14 protein-coding genes, 2 tRNA genes and 1 pseudogene are annotated in these 23,366 nt (G+C 41.0%); 4 read left to right on the top strand and 13 right to left on the bottom strand.

Translation table 11 applies throughout. The features are described from left to right. Positions 1-22: 22 nt before the first annotated feature. The 10 genes from pabB to RMX69_RS26140 form a co-directional block, all read right to left on the bottom strand. A complete protein-coding gene (gene pabB / locus RMX69_RS26185; protein WP_322639178.1) occupies positions 23-2,188 on the bottom strand; it encodes an aminodeoxychorismate synthase component I in 2,166 nt (721 codons plus the stop codon). Positions 2,189-2,373: 185 nt separating this feature from the next. Beyond that, a complete protein-coding gene (locus RMX69_RS26180; RefSeq protein ID WP_289795980.1) occupies positions 2,374-2,754 on the bottom strand; it encodes a hypothetical protein in 381 nt (126 codons plus the stop codon). Between the two features lie 312 nt (positions 2,755-3,066). After that, positions 3,067-3,139, bottom strand: a tRNA-Ala gene (locus tag RMX69_RS26175). A gap of 406 nt (positions 3,140-3,545) precedes the next feature. Next, a tRNA-Met gene (locus tag RMX69_RS26170) sits at positions 3,546-3,619 on the bottom strand. A 163-nt stretch (positions 3,620-3,782) separates the two neighbouring features. Beyond that, positions 3,783-6,089: a peptidoglycan DD-metalloendopeptidase family protein gene (locus RMX69_RS26165; protein WP_322639177.1), complete on the bottom strand. Its 2,307-nt coding sequence runs from the start codon at positions 6,087-6,089 to the stop codon at positions 3,783-3,785. Positions 6,090-6,881: 792 nt separating this feature from the next. After that, positions 6,882-7,343, bottom strand: coding sequence for a tRNA (cytidine(34)-2'-O)-methyltransferase (locus tag RMX69_RS26160; protein ID WP_322639176.1), 462 nt, complete (start codon positions 7,341-7,343; stop codon positions 6,882-6,884). A gap of 345 nt (positions 7,344-7,688) precedes the next feature. Next, a complete protein-coding gene (gene gshA / locus RMX69_RS26155) occupies positions 7,689-8,828 on the bottom strand; it encodes a glutamate--cysteine ligase (protein WP_322639175.1) in 1,140 nt (379 codons plus the stop codon). A 189-nt stretch (positions 8,829-9,017) separates the two neighbouring features. Beyond that, positions 9,018-10,838, bottom strand: a complete 1,821-nt coding sequence (locus RMX69_RS26150) for a hypothetical protein (RefSeq protein ID WP_322639174.1) — start codon at positions 10,836-10,838, stop codon at positions 9,018-9,020. 64 nt (positions 10,839-10,902) lie between these two features. After that, positions 10,903-11,781, bottom strand: coding sequence for a bile acid:sodium symporter family protein (locus RMX69_RS26145; protein WP_322639173.1), 879 nt, complete (start codon positions 11,779-11,781; stop codon positions 10,903-10,905). A gap of 158 nt (positions 11,782-11,939) precedes the next feature. After that, complete coding sequence (locus RMX69_RS26140; RefSeq protein WP_322639172.1) at positions 11,940-12,167, bottom strand: hypothetical protein; 228 nt, start codon at positions 12,165-12,167, stop codon at positions 11,940-11,942. A 471-nt stretch (positions 12,168-12,638) separates the two neighbouring features. Between RMX69_RS26140 and RMX69_RS26135 the strand changes: the two genes are divergently transcribed. The 3 genes from RMX69_RS26135 to RMX69_RS26125 are packed head-to-tail and all read left to right on the top strand — an operon-like array spanning position 12,639 to position 16,337. Next, complete coding sequence (locus RMX69_RS26135; protein ID WP_322639171.1) at positions 12,639-13,187, top strand: (2Fe-2S)-binding protein; 549 nt, start codon at positions 12,639-12,641, stop codon at positions 13,185-13,187. Next, a complete protein-coding gene (locus RMX69_RS26130) occupies positions 13,174-14,151 on the top strand; it encodes a xanthine dehydrogenase family protein subunit M (RefSeq protein ID WP_322639170.1) in 978 nt (325 codons plus the stop codon). Before RMX69_RS26135 ends, RMX69_RS26130 begins: the two co-directional genes overlap by 14 nt. Then, a complete protein-coding gene (locus RMX69_RS26125; RefSeq protein ID WP_322639169.1) occupies positions 14,148-16,337 on the top strand; it encodes a xanthine dehydrogenase family protein molybdopterin-binding subunit in 2,190 nt (729 codons plus the stop codon). Before RMX69_RS26130 ends, RMX69_RS26125 begins: the two co-directional genes overlap by 4 nt. A gap of 484 nt (positions 16,338-16,821) precedes the next feature. On the opposite strand, the pseudogene argJ reads toward RMX69_RS26125, so the two are convergent. From argJ to RMX69_RS29530, 3 genes and pseudogenes are all read right to left on the bottom strand, one after another. Continuing rightward, positions 16,822-17,811: pseudogene (argJ, locus tag RMX69_RS26120) on the bottom strand (bifunctional ornithine acetyltransferase/N-acetylglutamate synthase); the annotation flags it as partial. A 243-nt stretch (positions 17,812-18,054) separates the two neighbouring features. Further along, entirely contained in the window at positions 18,055-19,569 is a 1,515-nt protein-coding gene (locus tag RMX69_RS26115; RefSeq protein ID WP_322639168.1) for a response regulator, read from the bottom strand. A gap of 18 nt (positions 19,570-19,587) precedes the next feature. After that, positions 19,588-21,561, bottom strand: a complete 1,974-nt coding sequence (locus RMX69_RS29530) for a PAS domain S-box protein (protein ID WP_409879013.1) — start codon at positions 21,559-21,561, stop codon at positions 19,588-19,590. A gap of 537 nt (positions 21,562-22,098) precedes the next feature. Between RMX69_RS29530 and RMX69_RS26100 the strand changes: the two genes are divergently transcribed. Then, positions 22,099-23,121 carry an aromatic ring-hydroxylating dioxygenase subunit alpha gene (locus RMX69_RS26100; protein ID WP_322639167.1) on the top strand — a complete coding sequence of 341 codons (1,023 nt, stop codon included), beginning with the start codon at positions 22,099-22,101 and terminating at the stop codon, positions 23,119-23,121. Positions 23,122-23,366 lie beyond the last annotated feature (245 nt).

Genomic DNA, 23,366 nt, shown 5'->3' with positions numbered 1-23,366 from the left:
TAAATTTCCGAAATTTATGCAGCTATTTCCACACTTTTTTAAAGCTATCAACAACCTCTCCTTCTGTTCCCTGGATGTAAAATTGGTTAGGATTACATTCTCCTTGAGTTGCCCTCAACATGGCGTGAATTAATGCTTTGGCTTTCAGCATTGTTTCCTGAAATTCCATTTGGGGGTCAGACAGTGCTACAATACCACCGCCAACGCCAATTGAGGTTTGCTCGGTCGTCAGTACAGCGCTACGAATGACGATATTCAAATCAGCTGATCCATTCAATCCCAAAAAGCCGATCGCTCCTGAATATACTCCCCGCGCTGACTGCTCTAATCGGTCAATAATTTCCATAGTTCTCAGTTTGGGAGCGCCTGTCATGGAACCACCGGGGAAAGCATTGCAAATGCATTCTATGGCGCTCATATCGGCGCGTAATTGACCGCGAATTGTCGTCACTAGTTGATGCACTGTGGCATATGTTTCCACATCCATTAATTTAGGAACATGGACAGTACCAACTGCACAAACCCGTCCCAAATCATTACGAAGCAAATCCACAATCATCAGATTTTCAGCCCGATCTTTTTCGCTGTTTTGCAATCGTTCACGCAGAATAAAATCTTCGTCGGGTGTCTTTCCTCGTGGTAGAGTCCCTTTGATCGGCTTTGTTTCTACCCAACCTTGGCGATCAATGCGTAGAAATCGCTCTGGGGATGAACAGGCGATCGCCACATCACCAAAGCGTAAAAATGCAGAGTACGGAGCAGGATTGATGTGGCGTAATGAACGATAAAATGCTAGTGGCTCAGGGGTCGCATCTGTGTGAATTTGGTTTGTCAAACAAACTTGATAGGTTTCTCCTTCGTGAATTTCCTGTAAACATTTCTCAATGTCATGAAAATAAGTCCTTTGCGATCGACTTAATCGGAAGATTACAGGTGTCTCTTTCTTCTCAGGAACCACAGGTGACAAGGGGGGGAGGTGGTCAATCTCCTGTCTAATTGATTCAAACCAGGCTTCGGCTGAAGCTTTTTGTCCCGGCTGAATTAAGCACAGTAAATAAAGGGTTTGCTCCTCGTGGTCAATTGCAATCATCCGATCAGCCAAGAGAAACATGGCATCGGGTAAGCTAGAGGGGTGGTTTAATTCAGAACCACATTCTGCTTTTAATTCATAGCCAAAGTAACCCACAAAGCCGCAGTTAAAATCAAAGGGTAGATCATCAGATGCACAGCGGCGTTGTTCCAGTTCCCGCTTGAGATACTCAAAAATCCCCTCTATCCTACGGATAATGGCATTAGAATTTGTGACTGTGAGTTCTTGGGATAGGGTCTGATAACGAATCAGCAGACTATTTTCCCCGCTGCTATCTCCCATGAAGGAAAAGCGAGCAAGACCGGGTTCAACACGGCTGCTGTCTAACCAGAAAGCATTCGGTGATTTGCCAAACAAATGCACAAACATCTGCTCGGTATCAGGACATATATTCAGCTTGCGCGTACAAAGTTCAAATTTCTGCTGCTGTGTTTGGCAAGAATAACTTGCCGATAAAGGAGCAGTCTGGCTCTTTCTTGTCCAATACTGCTTTGTGGAACCTTTACCGCACTCTTGGACAAATTTAAGAGTAATTTCTTTAAAATTCTCAAATAAGGTGTGTCCATACTGAGTGCAGATTGACTCTGGATGGAACTGCACACCCCATAGTGGTAAAGACCGATGGCGCATTCCCATGATTAGATTGTCTTCTGTCCACGCCACTTTTTCTAAACAGTCCGGTAGGTCATCTGCAACTAGCAAGGAATGGTAGCGCACCACAGAGAAAGGTGAAGGGATGCCGGCAAACAAATTAGTTCCAGTATGATAAACCTGACTAAGCCGACCATGCCGCACCTCTGGGGCATGAATAACTTTTCCTCTAAACACATGACCAAGCCCCTGATGTCCCAGACAAACACCCAGAAGAGGTACTTGGGTATTTTGAATCGCTTGATAGCAAATGCCAAAATCTTTGGGATTTTCAGGACGACCAGGCCCTGGTGAAATTACAATGTTGTCAAATTCCCACTGTTGCACTTCTTCCCACGCAAATTGATCGTTGCAAATTACAGTGGGATACTCTCCATTGACTTCTGCAATTAATTGATAAAGATTAAAGGTATACGAGTCATAGTTGTCGATAATTAGTGTTTTCATGTGGTAATTATTAGTAAAATATAGAGAACTAGATTTTAAATTTTGAATCTTAGCTCGACTTTATCCAAAATTAAGAACTTGGTTCTCTTGATACGGCAAAAACCCTGGCTTTTTGGCAAATACTTTTTACACATCATAGATGAGCGATTCACTTCAAAAAGTAAAGCTACTGTCCCACAAAGGTTTTAACGATAGCGATCACGGTACGAAAAAAATGGATAAAGTCGTACCGGACTGTAGCTCACACCGACATTTGGGTAACTCGATAGCAAATCCCAGGTATGCCAAGGTAGTTTCCACACGATTGGTTCTTTGGCTTTGATGGCTAACCGCATGGTATCAGGCTGACTGGCTAGCTCTTTGCTTAACCTTTCTCGAATTTTTTGCCAGCCCAGTTCCCCCGATGGTTGCAGCCATTGGTTCAGGTTAGCCTCCACTTGTTGCATCCGTTGCCAACAGTCGGCTGCAATCTCGCTATTGGCGCGATTTGTTGGTAAGCTTTTCTCAATCTCCCAACCATGATTTCGGGCGATCGCAGTAAGATTGCGAAAAGATTGTTGGCACAAAAAATACAATCCTTCAATCTCTGTGTTAGCTCTTAGCCTACCTTCAATTTCCCCCGCGGGAAACCCACGCAAAGCTACAGCAGAAGTTAACTGATGCCCTCAGAGCAATTACACCTGAGATGATTGCTTCTCTTACTTCTTACGACTTTATCCTTGAAGCCTTATTTAGCGTAGCTTCATCAAGAATTAGTATTACAAATTTTTTAACACAAAAATAAGGATTCCAAGTTTTAAGAGCGGGCACTTTATGCTTGAAAAGCTGCCATCTTATCTTTTAAGTGACAACAGTTTTGAGTAGCTAGATTTTAATAATGGAGCTAAGCGGATTCGAACCGCTGACCCCCTCAATGCCATTGAGGTGCGCTACCAACTGCGCTATAACCCCATAACCCTTAGTAGATAAGCTTTAAAAGCTTACTAATTAGTTTTATCAACTGTATTAGTTTAACTATTATGCAAGTTTATGCAAGTTAAGTCAAGAAAACTATATTAAGTTATATACCAGCTAGTATGTCTAATTAAGCTTGACGTGCCTTAATTTCAACAATCACCGTATTTTCAGCAGTGTCAGCTAAATTTTAAGATAAGTATTTATGATTACCATTGAACAAAAGTCTAGGAAATCTTAATCTTAAACGACCTTCCAAGGCTTCAATTCCAACTTTCATGACTATCACGCTGTTGAATAAGCATAGTCATTCCATAGTCAAAAGAGCCTTATATAGCAATTCAGTTCCTTAGTACTACAGATGACTAGAAGCTGAAACCGTTATATAGATTAACTTTTAAAGTGGCTCAGGTCGGAGTTGAACCAACGACCCCAGGCTTATGAGTCCCGTGCTCTAACCAACTGAGCTACTGAGCCATGTCTTTCCAAATCATAAACTATGATAGCATACAAAACTGCATAAGACTAGCCCCTTTTGCAATTTTGTTATAAGTTCCATCCCTAGTGAGTCAATAGAAAGTAGAAGAGGGAGGGAAGCTCCCTCTTCTACCAAGATAATAATTTAGTTACAGACAGCCAATTATATGCGTTCCGGTAACATAGCTATTGGGTTAACAGCACCCTTGCCTGATGGATGGATTTCAAAGTGGGTGTGTGGCCCAGTACTGTGACCAGTGCTACCCATTAAAGCAATTGTTTCTCCCTGATTTACTTCCTGACCAGGTTGCACCAGAATTTTGCTGTTATGAGCATAGCGAGTAGTGCTGCCATCAGGATGGCGGATTTCGACGAGATTGCCGTAGCCACCATTGTTCCAGCCAGCTTTTAGTATTGTCCCCTCAGCTGAAGCGACAACTGGCGTGCCAGTGGAGTTAGCAACGTCAATTCCTTTGTGCATTCTACCCCAGCGCCAGCCATAGCCAGAAGTAAGAGTGCCCTTTGCTGGCCAAGTGTAAGCTAAGGTTGAGGAAGATGGAGGAGGTGTAAGTTCGTCAATGGGTCTGGGAAGATATTGATCCACTGCTGCCAAAGGCGGTAATACCTGTGGAGAAACTGTGGTTCCTCGCATCTTTCCTAAGGAGTCAGAGGCATTTACTCTTACAGAAGGTGTGGTAACTCTTGTGGCAGATTGAGTACGAGAGGGAGTCCACTGGCTAGCAGAACCTAGATTAGGCAAGAATTCTGGGTTTACTGCTTCGGTAGGGCGTACAGTCGTACGGAATTGGGGCTTAATTGGCTGAACGCTATAGTTAGCCCGAATCGGTGTCGGAACTGGAATTGGTATTGCTACACTATTCGGTCTAGATGCAGGTTTAGGTACACTGAAATTATTGGGCGTAGAAATAGGAGTGAGCATAGCAGCATTATTTGCTTCGATCGCTGCTGCTGGCACAACTAAATTACCAGACTGTTGAGCGCGATATTTCTGCTGTAACCTCTGAATTTCCGCTTGTAAGCCCCGCAAACGGTCATTATTGTTATTGTTTACCCTTGCTACCCTATTTGCTGGTGTCTTAGGCTGTTGCATTTCGGCAAAAGCTTGTGGCACTGGAATGTCACCACCGACGCCATAAGATTTAGCTGTAGGGGGGGCAGTTTCTAATTCGGTCGCACTATTTGCCTGAATCTGTACAGTTACCGGTGTAGGGACGGCAACGCTATTGTTGTCGGCAATAGTTGGCGATGGTGAACTAGGTAGATATGAGTTAGCACTGCCAATATTCAAAGGGGAGGTAGCTACTTTTGGAGTTTTGCTAGGCTCTACAAAAGTGGGCTGACTCGCTACAGTTGCCTCAACTTGAACAGCAGGAATTTGAACAGCAGGAATAACTAGTTTTTGACTAATTCGCAGTTCATTGGGATTATTGAGGTTATTTGCTTTAACTAGTTCTGATACTGAAGTGTTGTATCTGCTGGCGATCGCTGCTAGTGTATCTCCAGGTTTAACTTCGTAAGCTGTATGTGCCGAGGAGGCAATCACTATTGGCGCCGCTGGTACAGATGCACTTGTCTGTGCCTTCTGTTTTAACCTCGATATCAGGTTCGCTTGGCTTACATCGCTAGAAGTGTCTGACTGGGCTGGTAATGCAGTCTTCTCAACCACAGTTGTCGGCTGCACCAATGCTATATCAGCTTGTGATAAATTTTTGGTCTCTCCAGACTGCAACTGCGCCAGACTCTTTCTTAAACGGTTCGATTTTTCTTGTAAGCGATTTAGTGCGAACTCTTGTTGCGCCTTAAGTTGTGCATTTATTTCACTGTTGACTGCGGTTGACGTTGCCACTGTTTGTGGCTGGGCAGTTAGTGATGCGTTTGTATTATCAACACTATCAGCACTATAGTCAGACAGATTATTGACTGTTGGAAAACTAGTTTCGGCTAAGGTATTGTTCAATCCCTGTGCCACTTGGGGCTTCAGGTAGGTGGAATTTTTATAACCTGCGTTTGTTTGAGAAAACGTGTTTGATGCAGGAACTTGCAAAGATATTCCACTTGCCGCGACTTGCCATTTAGCTTCAAGCCCAGGTACTTGTGAGACTGCCGTTGGTTCCACGATTACAGGATTTTCCGGCACGCTCGCTGCTGAGACTGCTTGGGACTCCAGCTTTGTGGAGGTGAATTTCACCTCGGTGTCAGGAACAGCAGGAATAGTTGAGGTTGCCTTTTGGCTGCCTACTGGCACCGCTGCTTGGGCTTGATCGCTTTGTCGAGTCACCAAAAGGCTGGTTGCTCCCATAGAGATTGCCAAGCCAATCATTGCCGCTTTTGTCCGCACCCGGCTGTTAACTTTTGGATTCATCACATTTAGCAGTTCTACCGGGGCATCATCGCTGCTGGGGGTATTGTTCAACACAGCTTTTACTCTCTTTTTCAATGCTCGTTTCAAAGACGACCTCCTATGATCACTAGCGCTTAACTGACCTCAATTTTTCTGTTGGATACTAGTAAATGATTTAGATCACAACAAACCATAGATTGAGATCACATTCACCAGAGATGCTTACGCAAGATTAACCTGCTTCTCTGATTTAGACAAGTTCACATCTGTTAGCAAAACTTAAATTTTGCTGTGTTTACTTGTCCGAACCACTCCTAACACCACTTAGGACGATTTTACTCTTTACCATTATCCGCCCTTGTCTTGCGTCAATTGCGGGAACTAGACAAACTTGTTTGCCAAGTTCAAGTCGCTGCTGAAAATTAAATTGCGGCGACTTCTGGAAAAGTTATGCCCCCTGCTGTAGATATCTTCAAGATATTTCTACCCCATCAGTCTTCTCAACACGAGACTTTACGTTGATTATTCCCTAAAAAACAACCGTATTAACTATCGGCTACTTTTGGGCTGATTTCTGTCCTTGATTGAGCCAGAATAGCTCAAATGTAAGACATGACTGGATTTTAGCAATTTCGTTCCTAGTTTAGGATGTTTTAAATTCATCAAAATCTATCATTCAAATTTGGCAATATCCCAAGTTTCATATACAAATTTCTTATAATAACCTTACTATACTTGTAAGTATCTTCCACTACATTTTGCGAATAAATACAATTTTCGGTATATTCTTTTACATATTCTTGCTGTCACCAAGAAAATTTTTGCAATCACAAATAAATCGTCTAATAGGTTTTTGGAAAGCTTATAAGTAAATACACTTATAATCATGAATGTAAGCAACTATTCTAAATAGCCTAACTGACGACGGGTTTCAAATAAGCCAATGGCCACACTTACTGACAGATTCAAGCTACGAACCCCCGGTTGGCTCATGGGAATATAGAGGGTAGCATCGCAATCTGACAGAATTTCAGGTGGTAAGCCCGTGGTTTCACTACCAAACAGTAGCCAATCATCAGGTTGAAACTGAAAGCTTACATAATTACACTTTCCACCAACCGTATAACCCAACCACCTGCCGCCACGCCCCTGATGTACGGTTTTAAAGGCTTCGATGGATTCGTGATAGTGTAGTTTGACATAAGGCCAGTAATCTAAGCCGGCTCTTTTGAGGTAGCGATCGCTAATTTCAAACCCCAAAGGCCCCACTAAATGCAACTCTGTACCCGTAGCTGCACAAGTACGGGCAATATTACCTGTATTAGGAGGTATCTGCGGGTTAACTAAAACTACCTGAGGCATTATCCGTATAATTTAAGTATTGTATAAAACAATTAATGGTCAATGTTAAATCTACCAAAAGATAGAGGCTATTCATAGGTTTTGTTAATAATAATCAAGCATCATCTATCTATTAGATTTTTTAAACGAAATACAAACCATCCCAGATCAATGCCTGAGAGGATATTTGGCTACAATCGGGAAATATTAAGTTTTGTGTAGAAAAAGTAAGTACTTGTATTTTTTGGGGCTGGTAGTGCCTGCAATAAAATCTACTATTTGTATGAAGATGAAAGTGGGGAAATGAGGGGATAAGGGGATAAAACAAAGTGTTTTCTCAATGCCCAATCCCCAATGCCTTTTGAGTTAACCCAGCAGAGACGAACATAATTTGTCTTCGAGTTCGATTTCGCGCTCTTGGGTGGCGATAATAGCCTGAGTGATGACGCGCTGGGTGTCAACACCGACCGCGTGTAATTGCAACCACTGTTGAGCTTCATTGCCTTCGCGGAGGATTTTGTGCAAAGGGGAAAGGAAACAGCTAAAACCTTGTTGCTTGGCGATCGCCCAAACATCTTGGTACATTTGAGCAATCCAATCTCTCGCTACGATGCTTCTGCCATCTTGCCAATGCCTCAACTGAGCATCAAGACTACCAGCAGCAGCAGCAGCTTCGTTCTCAGCAGTCAGAGTAACAAGTTCTTCAGCAGAGAAAGTACTTTGGGTTAACGGATCGATGCTGGGATTTTCGATTATTTGCAATAAACGCGCTTCTAATAAGGCAGTAATGGCTAGTAAGGCAATAGGATCTGTGACTAAATCGCAAATTCGCAGTTCTAGGCGATTCAAGTCATAAGGACGGCGATCGCCATTTGGTCGCACCGATGCCCACAAGTGCCGCACATTCTGCATGGTTCCGGCAACGAGTTGATCTTCCACCCACTGGATATGATCGGCGTGGCTGGCAAATAAGGGCACATGGCTAGGCGTTTGTGGGAAAACGCCCCAACGGGTGGAGTGATAGCCAGTAGCTTTGCCATCCAAGAAGGGAGATGAGGCGCTGAGGGCGAGAAATAGGGGCGCTTCCATACGGATGACTCGACACGCCCGCATTAATACTTCTGGGTCACTGATGCCGATATTGATGTGTACGCTAGCGGTAACTACTTTCGTGCCGTAGGTATTCTCAATGTAATCATGATAGGGGTTTGCTGGATCGGAACGGAGAAAGCGATCGCCCCCACCCAAAGATAAAGTACTCCCTGGTATTAGGGTGTAATCGCCCAAACGATTGAGGTAGTTTCGCAACTCCCGCCGGGGACGCAACAAAGCACACAATAAATTTTCGTAATTATGGGATGGTTGGGTTATGTACTCAACGTTGCGGCTATCTGGTTCGCGCATAAATCCATCCAAAGCCGCAACAATTTTGTCGGAGAGACCGACGATTTCACCTTGAGGCGTGCCAGTGTACATCTCAATCTCAAAGCCTTTTAATAAGACCACCTTGTTCTCCTCGGCTCTCTCTACCTATAAATTGTATCGAACAAGACGAATCTCTGGATCTATCTTTAAGTCAATCAAAGGTTAAGAATCATTTAATTGACAATCCCCGCGAAATGCAAGCTCGGTATATTTCTGGGCTGTCTTTGATAAATTATTACTATTGGAGTATGAAAAATATCCTACTGTGGGTTAAGTACGGTACAAAATAAAATCATTGCGTGAATCACTCTCTTGAACAATCTTGAGACGTATAAACTCCGCCCATACTTCATCACTAAGTAAGTTTAAAGCAGTTTCGGGATTGTTAATTGCGATCGCGCCGATAACTTTCCGCCATCCCTGTTGCAATTGCTCAATAAAAGCCTCTTCAATAGAAACTTGACTCAGCAACGAAAGTGCAGTTTTAAAACTTGCTGAATCATCTGATAAATTTTTCGACTTTAATGCCTGTAGTGCTACATTCAACCATACAGGCAAAAGTTCAAACCAATTATTTTTCTGTATCTCTTTGATTGCAATATCTTCCATACCTAGCGCACCCCATAGACATAAAGACTCTATTGCAAGTTTAGAATCGCGGTTTTCTAGAGCATTTTCCCATAATTTTTGAGCGTGATTTTGGAAGCGATTAGCGATAAATTCATAAGTTTCCTGGACTTGAAGAGGAATTGTCACTTTATAAACTGACTCGCCTAGTGGTAAATAGTCGCCGCGATAAGATAGCCAGTTATGAGATCCGCAAAGATAGATTCCTCGATCAACTATTACTTCTTTGACATGGGAATCTCCCAACCAAAAAACCTCTACGGATGGTAAACCATCAGGTGTTTTTATCGCTCGAAGTTTTTTCTCTACTTCTGGTGAAATTAGTGTCTCTTCATCTTCTTGTCGCTGCGCAATTCCATGTCCAATTAAAATCCATACTCCGCGATTAGCTAATTTCTGTAATAGAGTAAGAAATTTTTCATTAACAACTGCTTGATTCACCCAAGGAGAATAAATCAGAACTTGGCTTGTAGCCGAATTTAAAACTTCTAAAAAAGCTTGGCTAATTTGTCCATTTCGTAACTGAATGGCTTCACCTACTACTGATTTTTTACCCGCTTTTGTAGCAGATGTTATCGCCTTTGTGCGAATATTTTCGAGTCTAGATTCTATTTCAGTATTTTTCTGCTTGAGAATAGTTTCACGTTCATAATTGAGGGTTTCGTTTGACAATTTACATAATTTTTGCAAAGAGATTTTACCTTCAGTGTGGAGAACTTCTAACCAATTTGATGCTGATTCTAAAATTTGTTTTCCATTTCTTATTTGAATAATCAATTTATCTTCAAGGGCATCAAAGATAATGAAAAGCGATATCTTTCTCCAATTTTTTTGAGTCGAAGCTAGTACCTTGGAGGAAGTGACAATTTTTCCCTCTTCTGGAACATGAAGTGCTAAACCTGAAGCTTGAATACTTTTTTGGATTTCCTCAAGCGGTAAGGAAGCAATATCGGCAATTGTATTATCAATAGTTATAAAGTCTGCCAAATCAGGCAAATTTATTACTGTCTCATTTAAGGATTCAGATTGAAAGGTTATCTTGTCACTTAAAGGGTCTGTAATAGCATAAATTTGTATAGGATATGGTGGCTGTGGTACAGATCCTTTTTCATAAAATGAACGTCCTTCAGGAGTAACTGTTAGTGGCGATGTTGCTGATAGAGTTTGTAATGAACGAAGAGTTGCAGTAGTAGTTTTAATAAATACAGAATCAAGCCCAAGTACAGAGGCTAATTCATCCTCTGTTGGCGGAGGTTGAAATTCAATAGCAGCGCGGATGATAAATTCTTCGAGTACATTAAACTGGCGGGGTTCCTTGATATTTACTTCTACCGAAGTTTGACGCAAACTATAACGGAATTCACGCGCTGCTAAAACTGAGAAACTAGGACTTTGCGCTTCTATTTCGGTTACAAAATTTTTGAGATTGTCGTCAATCGGTTTACCAGAAGAGGCGAAAAACATCAACAGAATAAGATTGGATAATTTAATTTGTACAAATACTTGTAACCCATAAGGTAAACTACCTTTATGCTTTCAACAAGCCTTGGCTGCGACTAGCCCACCAAGCAAATCCAGCACCAGTCACAAACATTAGCAGACTATAAATTGCCCCAGGAATCGCCATTGTGGGATTATTTAGCAGCGTAGGTGTAGAAGCGATCGCGATCGCTAGAGTTCCATTTTGAATTCCTACTTCTATGGTAATTGCCGTAACGCTTTTTTCTCCTAAGCGGGTTAAGGTTGCGATCGCAAAACCTAAAGCCATTGTTACCACATTCAAAACCAGAGTTGCCCAACCCACATCTATTACATAAGAAATAAAATTATTTCGTTCTCGCAGCAGCACTCCAGTAATTACCACTGCCAGGAAAAATAAAGACAGCCACTTCACAGGTTTATCTGCCTTGTCTGCCAGTGCAGGTGCATATCGCTTGGCTATCATCCCAATTGCTACAGGTAGAAGTGTAATCACCGCAATCTGCAAAACAGTACTTAAGAAAGGTAACTGTAGCGTTGTTCCTTGCCCCAAAAATGTCTGCATTGACAAATTTATGATCAGAGGAATCGTAAAAACCGTAATTAAACTACTAATAGCTGTTAGCGTCACAGAAAGAGCGACATCACCCCCAGCCAAAAACGTAATCATATTAGAAGTAGGACCACCAGGACACGCTGCTAAAATCATCACGCCTACTGCTAATTGTGGGCTAAGGGGAAACACTGATGCAATGCCAAAGCCCACAATCGGCAACACGACCAACTGCGCCACCAAGCCAATCACCACCGCTTTAGGATAGATTACAACTCGTTTGAAGTCCTCTAGGGTCAAGGTTAACCCCATACCTAACATGATAATAAATAGAGCCAAGGGCAGAAAAACAGCCGTCAGAAAATTTGCTTCCATCTTTAACCCGCGTTGGTAACAATAAAAGTTCCTCTGGATTTTACCGTATTCCCGTTAAAATTCTAGTTATTGCTTGTGACAAATCAATATAATTAACCACAAATAAATATAGATTCTCATAGAAGCGCACAGATGTACGCCCCTAAGCAAGCTTATATTTAATTCAAATGAGAATCGCTACCTGGAAGACGAGTGGTTTGTACCTCTTCTAAGGATGGTGGAGATTTAGAAGAACTAGCGCTACTTTCTGGTGTTGAAAGCTCATCATTTACAACTCCATCCCATGAATAATTGCAGATTTTAGTGCGAAGTAATGTACCAAATGTCAGGTTAATTACTACAGCGAAGGAATCGATAAAAATTAGATTCAAAAAGCGATCAATCATTAGACCCCCTTGAGCTAAATTGAGCATCAAGTGATACTTGCTTTCTTACTACACATGCCACAATGTCTTTTCCAGAAATGCATGGTGTCTCATATCGTGTCCGGCTAAAGACTAGAGCGAACGCAGGGGGGGCGGTTTGCGGAAATGTTTTTTCTAATCAGCACCTTAATGGTTCGATAGCTTTCTTGTCGATTCCCTCAACTCAAAATTGTTCGGAGTAATGCTCTCATATTGCCGTTCTTGCGTCTGCCCGTTAGATGTCAGACGGCAATCTCGATGCTAAGACTTGCTGTAGACGATACCACCAAATAGTCAACAACGGTTGCCCGTATTGCTCTAAATATTTAGTTGCGTTAGTTCGGATTGTCTCAGACTGAATATTCTTTAAAACCGTGTGGTAGTCAAGCTAGAACAACCGCAGACTTTTTATCGGTAGTATAGTAAATGATGTAATTATTATCTACATGAGACATGGAAGAAAATTCCTTAGCTTCAAGAACTTCAGACTCACTTACTCAGGAAGTGAAAATATTGGGTTCAGAGGAAGTAGAATTATCACTGAATGTTAATAATATATCTTACTCCTTGAAGATAGAACCTCGTGTTACATTACTAGATGCACTTCGAGAAAAGCTGGATTTGATGGGCACTAAAAAAGCTTGCGATCGCGGTGAATGTGGTGCATGTACTGTATTAGTTAATAATCGGCGAATTAACTCTTGTATGACTCTAGCTGTAATGCACATCGGTGCTGAAATTACCACAATTGAGGGATTAGCACAAGATGGTAAACTCCATCCTATGCAAACAGCCTTTATTACCCATGATGCTTTTCAATGTGGCTACTGTACATCAGGTCAAATTATCTCAGCCGTAGGGATGATATTAGAAGAATCGCCAACATCTGAAGCAGAAATTCGAGAAAAGATGAGTGGAAACCTTTGCCGTTGTGGAGCATATCCAAATATTATTGCAGCGATTCGAGATGTGCTAGAGGAAAAGGAAGATGCAGCCATTTAGTTATGCTAAAGTCACCTCAGAAGAAGTGGCGATCGCCACAGTTGAGCAAGATAAAACTGCTGTATTTATTGCTGGTGGCACAGATTTACTGGGGTTAATGAAGGATGGAGTCCAAACAGCGGATATATTAATTGATATTAATAGTTTGCCCTTAGCAGATATTGAATCTCAAGCGAATGGAATCCGCATTGGTGCTATTTCTCGAATGAGCGATGTGGCTGTTCATCCCCAAATTCAGGAATGTTATCCCGTAATTAGCCAAGCTTTATTACAAAGCGCTTCACCGCAACTGCGAAATATGGCAACAGTGGGCGGTAATTTACTGCAACGAGTCCGCTGTGGTTATTTTCGCGATCCGGTTTTTCCTTGTAATAAACGCACTCCCGGTATAGGTTGTTCGGCAATTACAGGTTACAATCGAATGCATTCTATTTTCGGAGCAAGCGAACATTGTATTGCCGTTCATCCTTCCGATTTAGCTGTAGCTTTGACGGCATTAGATGCAGTGATTTGCATCCAAGGAATAGAAGCATCACAGCGAATTTCAATTCATGATTTTTATCTCTTACCAGGTGAGACACCAACAAAAGAAACTCTATTACAGCCTGGAGAATTAATTGTTGCTATTGAAGTTCCAGATTTTGCATATAAATCCCATTATTTAAAAGTAAGAGATCGAGCTTCTTACGAATTTGCTCTCGTTTCCGTAGCTGTTGCTTTAGATATAGAACAAGACACGATAAAATCAGCACGTATCGCTTTTGGGGGAGTAGCACCCAAACCTTGGCGTGCAAGGGATGCTGAGGAGATCCTCAAAGGTAAAGCAATTAACGAAGATATCTTTACAGCCGCAGCAGCCGCCGCCGTCAAAAAAGCAAAACCGCAAACACACAATGAATTCAAAATTGAATTAGTCAAACGCGCTTTGATACGCGCACTCTCAGTTGTGGCAGAAAAATTATGAATAAAATTATTGGGAAACCACTCGATCGCGTTGATGGTAGGCTGAAAGTTACAGGAGAAGCGCCTTATACAGCCGATGTGCCAATAGAGAATTTAACTTATGGAGTGATTTTTCAAAGTGCGATCGCCAGCGGTAAAATTATCCAAATAGACACAACGGCAGCCGCAGTCGCCCCTGGTGTAATCGATATCATTACTTACCAACAAACTCCATCTCTGATCAAAATACCCTTCTTTGGCCCTCCACAACCTCAGTCAACTGAAAAAGACCATAATATCTACTACGATGGTCAACATCTGGGGGTTGTAATTGCCCAAACTTTAGAACAAGCCGAAACTGCTGCCTCTAGGATAAAAATTATCTACGAAGAAGCTATTCCGACAGTCACAATGGCACATGCAGAGATATTTGAACCCGAATCGATATTTTTGGGCATGATGCCAGGTAAAATCACTAGAGGGAATGTTGAATCGGGGAAAGTACAGGCAGATGTCTTAGTAGAGCAAGTTTATACTACGCCAATAGAACATCATAATCCCCTAGAACCTTCTGCAACGATCGCAATGTGGTCAGGGGATAACTTGACGCTGTATGAAACCACTCAAGGCGTTTCAGCAACCCAAAACCGAATCGCATCTATTCTGAATATTCCCGAAGAAAATGTCCGCGTCATCTCCAAATATTTAGGCGGCGGATTTGGTTGTAAAGCACTACTGCGATCGCACACGATTTTAGCAGCGATCGCAGCTCGTCAAGTAAAACGCCCTGTGAAAGTTGTGCTAACGCGATCGCAAATGTACACAGCTTGCGGCCACCGTTCTGAAACTCAGCAGCAGCTAACGTTAGGTGCAACCAAGGAAGGCAAACTAACTCTCATCGAGCAAATCGGGACATCTTTAACTTCCCTGTTTGATGACTTTGCCGAACCTGTGGGTGCAGCAACAACGATGATGTACGCCTGTCCCAATTTGGAAATTAAATATCGTTTGGGACGCATCAACGCCGGCACACCAACCTTTATGCGTGGTCCAGGAGAAGCGCCGGGAATGTTTGCCTTAGAAACGGCAATGGATGAATTGGCATACACCTTAAATATCGATCCAATTGAACTAAGACTGAGAAATCATGCAGATATCGATCCGCACAAAGGATTACCTTGGTCAAGTAAATCCCTGAAAGAATGTTATCAAAAAGGGGCAGAAATTTTTGGGTGGGCACAACGCAATCCAGTTCCCCGTTCCATGCGAGACAATTATTTCCTGATTGGTTGGGGAATGGCAAGTGCGACATTTCCCACCAATGCTAGAACTGCATCAGTCAAGGTAGAAATTTTTGCTACTGGAGAAGTAAAAGTACAAAGTGGTACTCAAGACATCGGTACTGGTACTTATACAGTGATGACGCAGGTAGCTGCTGAAGTATTAGGCTTACCAGTGCAGTTTGAATTAGGTGATAGCAATCTTCCTAAAGCCCCGATTACAGGGAACTCAATGACAGTTGCCAGTGTTTCCCCGGCGGTACATCAAGTGGCGATCGCTGCACGGGATAAGATAATTAAAATGGCGATCGGAGATGCAAATTCTCTGCTTTATGGCTCGCAAGCAGAAGATATTGCCGTTGAGTCAGGGCAAGTATTCTTAAAACAAGACCCATCAAAGCGAGACAGCTACAGCGATATTCTCCGCCGTCATGGATTAGAAAGTTTAGAAGTTACAGAGGAATCGTCACTCAACCCGGAGAGTAAACAATATGCCAAACACTCATTTGGTGCGGTATTTATCGAAGTTGCAGTTGACGAGTTGTTAGGAGAAATCAAAGTTAGACGTTGCGTAGGCGTTTATGATGCTGGGCGAATTCTCAACTTCAAGACAGCGCGGAGTCAAGTTATCGGCGGGATTACCTGGGGAATTGGTATGGCGCTGATGGAAAAAACTGTAATGGATGCTAATCACGGCAGAATAGTTGGTGCTAACCTTTCCGATTACCTGATTCCAGTTCATGCAGATATCCCTAATATGGAAGTGCAATTTGTTGAAGAACACGATCCTTATGTGAATGCACTAGGAACCAAAAGCCTGGGGGAACTTCCGATTGTTGGGGTAGCCGCTGCCATATCTAATGCAGTTTATCATGCCACAGGTAAGCGGATTCGCGATTTGCCAATTACACCAGATAAGTTGTTGTGAGTAAATCGGTTTGTAGAGAGAAGGGGTTGGGGGATGAGGGCAACCCCAGAACCCTTTCTCTTACATAACTTGTACTTGAAGTTGACACCTATGATAAATGCTGTGTCCCTAAAACAGATATGGTTCAAATAGATGAAAAATACTTTAAATGAGCAATAGCTTCAGTTAGTTTATTTCTAATTGGAAAAGTTCACTAATATTAAGTAATGTGATAACTTCAGTAGAGTGAAAGACTATTAAAAGTATTATATCTCTTACTTAAAAAGTATTTTATACCTTCTTATAAGATACTATCATAAAATAAAAATTATTAGTCGGCATAGTCGTACTTTGCCTTAATAGCTGCGACTTACAACTGTATTTATTATTCTTTTTTCAGAGCTATTAAATAAAATAAAGATCCTTGAAAAACTTTTTGTAGTTATAGCATAATAACATTATAGGACTCATATTTGATTTCTGAAAAAACTCAGTACATCTTAGAAAGCCTATCAAAACTAATAACAACTCTTTCTGGATTTATCTGCTGTTCGTTTTCACATTTGCCTATAGCCATAGCAACTCTTCCCCAATTCGGATCTGCTCCATAAACAGCAGTTTTTACTAATGGTGAATTTACAATTGCTTTCGCTACTGTTTTAGCTTGTGTATAGTTAATCGCTGAATCTACTGTCACCTCAATTATCTTAGTAGCACCTTCTGCATCTCGTGCGATTTTCAGCACTAATTCCTGTGCAACTTCTTGCAATGCCCTTGCAAAATCTGGTTCTGAAACTTCACCGGCTATTCCATTAGCTAGAATCACAGCAGAGTCACTAGTAGAAGTATCCGTATCTACGCTCAAGCAATTAAAAGTTTTATCTATAGTAGAACGAAAAATAGAACGAAGGCTATTTGCAGAAATTGCAGCATCAGTAAAAAAGAAAGTTAAAAGAGTAGCCATATTAGGCTCAATCATGCCAACACCTTTGGCAATTCCTACTAGCTTGGCATTTCCTATTTGTCGTGTAGCTAGTTTCGCTACTGTATCGGTGGTCATAATACCACGAGCGGCGGCATTAAAATCAGCATCAGTCAACTTTTTGCCAAATCCTAATAAACCAGCCCGGATTTTTTCAATGGGGTAACGTCTGCCAATTACACCTGTAGAAGCTATCACAATATTATGTGCAGCAATTCCAGTTTCAGTTGCGACTAATTGCAGAACCTCTTGGGCGTCAGCGATGCCAATAGAACCATTAGCTACATTTGCATTTTTAGATATAACGACAATTCCTTGTGCTTGTGAATCTTTTAAATTATCGCGGCTAATAGTAACACTTGGCCCAGCAAAAAGACTTTGAGTGAAGACTCCATCTGCAACACAAGGAACTGATGATTTAATAAATACAAAATCATCAGTTGTATCTCGTATTCCCAAATTAGTGATAAATGCACTAAAACCTTGAGGTGCGGAAGATATGGTTAATGACATTTTTCGATATTTAATAATTTGCTTTCATTATCTCATATCAAGTTCAGTTAATTACTTATCATAAAATCTATTCATGCAGATTGGGTTGGATGACAGTGAAGCCCAAGCTACATAACAAATCATGAAATATTAATATCAAAAACCTATTATTCTTGCAAAATAATTTGCTAAGTATTCAAATATTTGGCAACACAATTTTTTTTGCTTCCCACCCTCATCTAGAAAAATTTGGGTTATCGAGGACTATAAATCAGTTAATGTAAGAGTGAATATAGTCCATCCATTGCCACTTTCTACTTTAATATTTCCTTGCAATTGTTCGACTAATTTCTGGACTATAGATAAACCTAAACCCGAACCACCTTGATTCCAGATATCTGCATTGGGGAGACGATAAAATTTATCAAATATCCGTGGTAACTCTGTCACCGCAATTTCTACTGAATTACTGACAGTAATAATTGTTTTTGCAGGTGCTTCCGAGGAATTGTGACTTACACTTAAGACAATTTCACCACCCGCAGGTGTGTATTTACAGGCATTATTGAGCAATTCTACTATAATGCGTTCCAAGCTAATGCCATCTGACAATAGCGGCGGGAGATTTGCAGGGAGATTCGGCTGTAGAGTTTGCTGATGTTGTTGAACACGAATTTGAAACGGCTCGATAACCCAAAGTAACCACTGTTGTAAGAGCAACGCATCAGGTGTAATAACTGGATAGGATGAGCTTTCTAGCCGTTGTAAGTCTAGTAGATCGTTAATTAATTCTAGTTCGCGATCGCACTCGCTTTCCATTAACTTTAGACAGCGTTGAGCTTCCTCAGTATTATTAGATAGTTGTATCATTTGAATCATCATCTTGATATTACTCAGAGGCGATCGCAGTTCATGAGAAACTAAATTCAAAAAGTCATTTTTGAGTTGATTTATCTCTTCCCATTGCTCCACAAGTTGTTCTTGCTCAATTTGCTTTTGATGCGCCTCAATCGCTCTTTTGCGCTCAGTAATATCTCGAAACACTAACACAGCCCCTGTAATATTATCTTTGTCATCTTTAATCGGTGCAGCGCTGTCATCAATTGGTATTTCTGCACCATCTTTATTAATCAGAATTGTTTCTGCGGGGAGATGAACGATAGTACCATCTTGAAGAACTTTTATAATCGGACTTTCAATAGGGTTATGAGTTTTGCCATTAGCAATATTAAATACTTCTGATGAATTTCTACCATAAGCTTCTTCCTGTTTCCATCCAGTCAGATTTTCCGCAACTGGATTCATAAAAGTGATTACATCTTGTAAATCGCTAGCAATCACACCATCGCTGATACTTTTTAAAAGTGCATCCAGCCATTTTTTATTAACTTTTAATTGCCTTTCAAAACCATGCTTAATCAAAGTTATTTCAATATTTGTTTGTAACTCTTTTTCTTTAAAAGGTTTTAATAGGTAGCCAAATGGCTCAGTTATCTTAGCTCGTTCTAATGTCTTATCATCTGCATAAGCAGTCAAATAAATTACTGGAATATCCAAACGCTTATAGATTTCTTCAGCAGCTTCTATGCCGTCCATTGAGCCTTTAAGCTTGATATCCATCAGTACTAAATCTGGAGATATTTCTATTGCTATATTAATTGCTTCTTCTCCTGAAGAAGCGATAGCAGGCACTGTGTAACCAAATTTCTTCAGCCGATATTGTAAGTCTTTAGCAACAATAGCTTCATCTTCCACAACTAAAATTTTTGCGTTTGTCATCTTTTATTGATTGTCTATTTATGGTAAAGGAAATGTCACCTGACACTCTACTCCAGTAGAGCCTGTAATATTGATGTTTCCTGCTAACTGATGGGTTAAAGCATCTACTAACTCCCATCCTAATGATGCATTTTTTTGAAAATCAAAGTTTGGTGGTAAGCCAATCCCGTTATCACTAACTATCAGAATTAGATTATTATTAATTGTTTTCTTTATTTCAATATTAATTGCACCATTCCTATCTTTGGGAAATGCATATTTTAAAGAATTAGATACAAGCTCATGGATAATTAAGCTGCAAGGAATTGCTGTATCTAAACCGAAAAAAATACAATCTTCAGTACTTATTGTCAAAGCGATCGCATCTTCATTGACTTCATAAGCAGTAAATAAACTTGCTACCAAATCTCGAATGTATTCACCAAAATTAATCCTTGCTAAGTCTTGAGATTGATACAACTTTTCATGAACGAGAGCCATTGATGCAATCCGCTGCTGGCTTTGTTGAAATATTACCAAATCGTCTTTGTCTTTGATATAGGCAGATTGCAAGTTTAGCAGACTGGAAATAACCTGTAAATTATTTTTGACCCGATGATAAATTTCTTTTAATAACACCTCTTTCTCTAATAGTGATGCTTTAATTTGCTCCTCCCACTGCTTGCGTTCGCGCTGCGCGGCTTTCCGTTCGCTAATGTCTTCGACCACAGAAATAAAATATTTTGGCTCCCCATTAGATTCACGCATTAAAGACACAGTGAGATTAACCCAAACTATGGAATTATCTTTGCGGAAATAGCGCTTTTCCATCGAGTAAGTTTGAATATTATCTGCTAAAATCTGCTCAACATATTTCAGGTTAGTATTAAGATCGTCCGGGTGAGTAATATCTTGGAAAGTTAACAACTGTAGTTCTTCGAGTGTGTAACCGAGAATATCGCAAAGCTTCTGATTAACTAACAACCAGCTTCCATCAATTGCGACATGGGCAATGCCAACAGCAGCTTGATGGAATGCAGCCCGAAATCGCTGTTCGCTCTCTCGCAATGCTTCTTCTATTCGCTGGCGTTCAGTAATTTCTGTCTGTAATGATTCGTTGATTCTTGTTAACTCTGCTGTCCTTTCCTCAACCATGCTTTCTAATTGGTTAAGTAGGCTATTTAGTCTCTCCTCTGCTTGCTTGCGATCGGTAATATCAGTATGTGAACCTGCCATTCGTACTACATTACCATCTTCATCCCACAGTGCTTGCCCTCGATCTAAAATCCATTTATGGGTGCCATCTTTACATAAAACTCGATACTCAGTAATGTAAAACGGTGTTTTCTGAGCAAAGTGATCTTGAACCGCTTGTTTCACCCACTCAATATCGTTCGGATGCACTCGTGTCAAGCATTCATCTAAATTGTTAGAAATTTCGTGGTTTTCATAACCGAGCATTTCTTTCCAGCGAGCCGAGAAGAAAACTTCATTGGTTTTAACATTCCAGTCCCAAATTCCATCATTATTGCCTCGCAAAGCTAATTGCCAGCGTTGTTCACTTTCCCTCAACACTTCCTCTGTCCGTATGCGTTCAGCAATTTCTTTTGCTAGTTGGTAGTTTGCAGCCTCTAGTTGGGCAGGACTTGGTATAGCTAGCACCTGTGGCATTAATGACACAAGCTCTATAGCCGTTAATACCGAGACAAAAGCAGTGATAGCTTTGATTAACCCTGATAGCCAATAGGTAGGATACCAAAGCGTCCATACATCCATTAAATGAGTTGTGCCACAAGCAACTATGAATGTACCAAACATTAGGAATATCCAGCCGAAAGGCATATCTCGCCGTTTACGAACAAAATAAACCAGCATCACTGGAATTGAATAATAAGCAAGTCCAGTTAACACATCTGAAATCAGATGCAACCACACCAATCCTGGTTTCCAGAGGTAGCAATGTCCGTGGGGAATAAACTGGCTAGTAGAGAAAAAATTATTTAAAAATTCCATTATAAAAACCTACAAACCTACATATTGCACAATTCTTCACCAAAGCCTGAAGTGCGAAAGAAGAGTTTTTAACCTCAGACCTCTTATAGATGCGTATACGCCTAGAGAGTGGCTCTCATATTTTAAAGGAGAACTAGGTTTGGCATTTGTCAGAGTTTTACTGTACTAATTTTAGACTAGATCGATTATTAGCTTGAGCTTCTATATTCTGTATTCGTCATCTTTTCTGAGTTTTTTAATCTGAATAATATAAGATTTATTAAAATTAAAGTACCGCGATCGCTTTGGTTATTGTTACCGGATATCCTCTGAAATCAACCATTTACATATATAAAAACCTTCAAAAACCACAGTCATATTTCAGTTATATAATAATCTAATTATAATCTAGCTGCATACGTGTATTTGCGGGGTTGTTTTGCCGCATCCTCTACAAAAGTTTCTCACTCTTGTAAAAAATCAAGTACAACATTTGTATCTATTAAGATTCGCATTATTTATATTTTTCAGTCAGATATCCCTCTTCTGCCACCCACCATGCAATTTGCAGATTTCTGGTACATTGTCGCACTCAGCGAAGAGTTACAACCTCACCAAGTATTATCACGCACCGTTTTAGGAGAATGGTTAGCGATATTTCGCGGTGAAGATGGACAACCCGTAGCTTTGCGCGATCGCTGTTTACACCGCAATAGCCGTCTATCAACAGGTAAAATCTGTAATGGTGCTTTACAATGTCCCTATCATGGTTGGGTATACGACACTGTTGGAAACGTTATTGCAGTTCCAGCCGAAGGAGATGATTTCAAACCTTCTCCACAGCGTCGAGCCAAGTGTTACGCTACCAAAGAGCAAGATGGCTATGTTTATGTGCGGTTAGCCGATACTCCAAAGGTTGATTTTGAACCCTTTTCTATGCCTCACTACGGACAAACCGGATGGGAGACGGTGCGGGTAATTAACCGTTTTGCTAACAACGTGACTAATTGTGCGGAGAACTTTATTGATATACCTCATACGGCTTTTGTTCATCCTGGTGTTTTCCGTACTTCCCGCCAACAAAAGTTAGAGATGACTGTTGAACGCTGCAATGGTTCAGTTTTGGTGGAGTATCGCAACGAAAACAGTAATTTGGGATGGTACAGCCGTTTTTTGAATTTGCAGGGTGCAGAGATTAAACATAGCGATCGCTTTTATATGCCAAATATTACCTCTGTAGAGTATAAAATAGCACATAATCGCCATTTATTCATTACCAGTCAATCTATTCCAGAAAATGATAATTCAACTCTGGTTTACACCGATGTCACCTATAACTATGGTATTTGGAATAAATTAGCGCGTCCCTTTGTGCGGTGGACTGCTCAACACATTATCCGCCAAGACGTGGAAATTTTGGGTATTCAGGGAGAAGCGATCGCTAAATACGGGACACAATTTTATAATACACCTGCGGACACAATTCATATATTTGTAGAGTCAATTATGGCAGCGATATCTCGTGGAGAAGATCCGCGTTTATTGCCAAATCAATCAGTAGAAGTTACATTTTGGGTTTGAAAAATAATATCATCTATGCATAAATTAGTCATGATTTCCACAGTCATTACACCCCACCCCTTAATCCCCTCCCCGCAAGCCTACGGTGTACACACATCTCTCTAAAAAACCAAAATGTTGTAGATCCTCCTAAATCCTCCTTAAAAAGGAGGACTTTGAGAGGTTTTTGCCCCCTTTTTAAGGGGGGTTGGGCAGGGTGGATTAATTGTCGAGAGAGAAAATATAACATAGAAGGATGATTCCTT

Origin of the sequence: Nostoc sp. EspVER01, from assembly GCF_034530635.1 — a bacterium.
Taxonomy (GTDB): domain Bacteria; phylum Cyanobacteriota; class Cyanobacteriia; order Cyanobacteriales; family Nostocaceae; genus Nostoc.
Note: the sequence above shows the minus strand (reverse complement) of the source record. Positions and strands in the feature narration are given on the sequence as shown.

Excerpts from the sequence above, each read along its gene's own strand:
- pabB (WP_322639178.1), bottom strand. The coding sequence starts at position 2,188 with ATGAAAACACTAATTATCGACAACTATGACTCGTATACCTTTAATCTT.
- RMX69_RS26160 (WP_322639176.1), bottom strand. The coding sequence starts at position 7,343 with ATGCCTCAGGTAGTTTTAGTTAACCCGCAGATACCTCCTAATACAGGT.
- RMX69_RS26150 (WP_322639174.1), bottom strand. The coding sequence starts at position 10,838 with ATGTTTTTCGCCTCTTCTGGTAAACCGATTGACGACAATCTCAAAAAT.
- RMX69_RS26145 (WP_322639173.1), bottom strand. The coding sequence starts at position 11,781 with ATGGAAGCAAATTTTCTGACGGCTGTTTTTCTGCCCTTGGCTCTATTT.
- RMX69_RS26140 (WP_322639172.1), bottom strand. The coding sequence starts at position 12,167 with ATGATTGATCGCTTTTTGAATCTAATTTTTATCGATTCCTTCGCTGTA.
- RMX69_RS26135 (WP_322639171.1), top strand. The coding sequence starts at position 12,639 with ATGGAAGAAAATTCCTTAGCTTCAAGAACTTCAGACTCACTTACTCAG.
- RMX69_RS26130 (WP_322639170.1), top strand. The coding sequence starts at position 13,174 with ATGCAGCCATTTAGTTATGCTAAAGTCACCTCAGAAGAAGTGGCGATC.
- RMX69_RS26125 (WP_322639169.1), top strand. The coding sequence starts at position 14,148 with ATGAATAAAATTATTGGGAAACCACTCGATCGCGTTGATGGTAGGCTG.
- RMX69_RS26115 (WP_322639168.1), bottom strand. The coding sequence starts at position 19,569 with ATGACAAACGCAAAAATTTTAGTTGTGGAAGATGAAGCTATTGTTGCT.
- RMX69_RS29530 (WP_409879013.1), bottom strand. The coding sequence starts at position 21,561 with ATGGAATTTTTAAATAATTTTTTCTCTACTAGCCAGTTTATTCCCCAC.
- RMX69_RS26100 (WP_322639167.1), top strand. The coding sequence starts at position 22,099 with ATGCAATTTGCAGATTTCTGGTACATTGTCGCACTCAGCGAAGAGTTA.